The following is a 1,633-nucleotide window of genomic DNA, read 5'->3' as shown; positions in this document are numbered from 1 at the left end:
TTCGATATAGCGCGGCGGCGCCTGGCGAAAATGACATTGCCAGGGCAGGTGTTCACCGCCCAGGCGCCGGCTCATGGCGACCACCGCGGTCATGCTGGCTTCAAGCAGAAACCCTTGCTGCGCACCGGCGCCGCAGCTGTCGAGAAAGTAGAGGTACGCGTATTGCTCGTCAAGCAGCAGCCGTGGGCTTAGCAGTGGCGAGAGCAGGGCGCGCAGTTCGCCCAGCAGTTCCAGCGCCTGTTGCAGGTTGTTGGCCAAGGCCAGGGCCTGGCTGGCGGCGCCGTGATGGCCGGGCAGCAGGCGTTGGCCGAAGAGAAAGCTGGAGTCGTCGGCGCCGAGCAGGCGTTGGGCGTTGTCGATCAGGGTGAGAAATTGGCTGGGGCTGATCAGCGTATCGGCCTTGGGCACGTCTTCAACAAACAAGCCGGTGCCGCGCAGCAGGCGATGGCTGTCGATACCGCGCGACAGGCATAGCTCAATCAGCGTGGCGGGCTGCTGGTGCGCGGCGATAACGCGGCTGTCGCATTCGTACCAGGGGCAGGGCAGCGTCATGGCCGGCTCAGGCGCTCAGGGCCAACGGACGCTTGGCTTTGGCCAGCGCCAGGTTAAGGCGTTGCAGCAGGCTTTCTGGGGTTTCCTGCAGGGCCATAACGCTGGCGACGCTGACGCTGAGCTGCAGGCGTTCGCCGTGTTGCCGGGTCTTGTGCGCCAGGCTTTGCACGGCTGCGCGCAGTTCGCCGGCCAGCTGGCTGGCGAGGGTTTCGCCGGTATTGGCCAGCAGCACCACAAACCGGTCGCCGGCCAGGCGGCAGAGCAGGTCTTGCTGGCGCAGGTTCAGCAGCAGCAATTGGGTAGTGGCCTGCAACACGCGGTCGCCCTCGTCATGGCCGTAGCGCTGGTTGATGCCGTCGAAATGGTTGATATCCACCACCACCAACGACAACGGCTGCTGGTCGCGCGCGCTCTGTTGCAGGCTCAGGTGCAGCTGCCGACGCAGGTAATCGGCGCCGCCCAAGGGCGTGAGTTTGTCGAACAGGCGGTGCTCGCGAAACAGCCGCTCGCGCTTTTCCATCTGCTGGGAAATGGCCAGTTGTTCGTGGTGCCAGTGGTACATGCCATAGGTGAGAAACAGCAGGCCGACCGGCATGGGCGCCGACTCCAGCCAGTGGTCCCAGGTGATGCTGTCCGGCAGGCGGATAAATTCGTCGAGCAGGTCAATCCACCAGGAAAAAAACACGCAGCTCAGGCCGATGGCCAGCAGGTTGGTGACGCGCCCGGCCGGGCGGCTTTTTAAGATCAGCCCCAGCCAGACCAACGACAACAGCGTGGAACCGCCTTCGCCAACGATATCCAGCCATACCCATTCGGCGACGGCTTTCAGGTCACCGGCGGCGAGGTGCAGGAGCAAGCCGAGGTTGGCGGCGAGAAACAGCGCGGTAAGTTTTAAGCGATGGTGGTGCAACAGGCTGGACATCGGGTTTCGCTTCCTTTTTCGACTTGCCGTCGTTTCCGTGTTGCGGTCCGACGCTTCGTAATCCGGGCGCTAAGAGTGACGCGGTGAACTGCGCTCGTCGCGAGATTCTGGGTCCCCGCCTGCGCGGGGACGACGGGGTAATTGCGCCCAGCTCACCAG

General features: G+C 64.0%; 2 protein-coding genes. Both read right to left on the bottom strand.

What is annotated here, in order from left to right; translation table 11 throughout:
• A partial coding sequence (locus tag AAAB16_RS23515; RefSeq protein ID WP_340665520.1) for an AraC family transcriptional regulator ligand-binding domain-containing protein occupies positions 1–552 on the bottom strand: 552 nt, incomplete at its 3' end.
• Positions 553–559: 7 nt separating this feature from the next.
• Positions 560–1,474, bottom strand: a complete 915-nt coding sequence (locus AAAB16_RS23510; protein WP_340665519.1) for a GGDEF domain-containing protein — start codon at positions 1,472–1,474, stop codon at positions 560–562.
• Positions 1,475–1,633 lie beyond the last annotated feature (159 nt).

Source organism: Pseudomonas sp. (assembly GCF_037994325.1).
Lineage (GTDB): Bacteria > Pseudomonadota > Gammaproteobacteria > Pseudomonadales > Pseudomonadaceae > Aquipseudomonas.
Note: the sequence above shows the minus strand (reverse complement) of the source record. Positions and strands in the feature narration are given on the sequence as shown.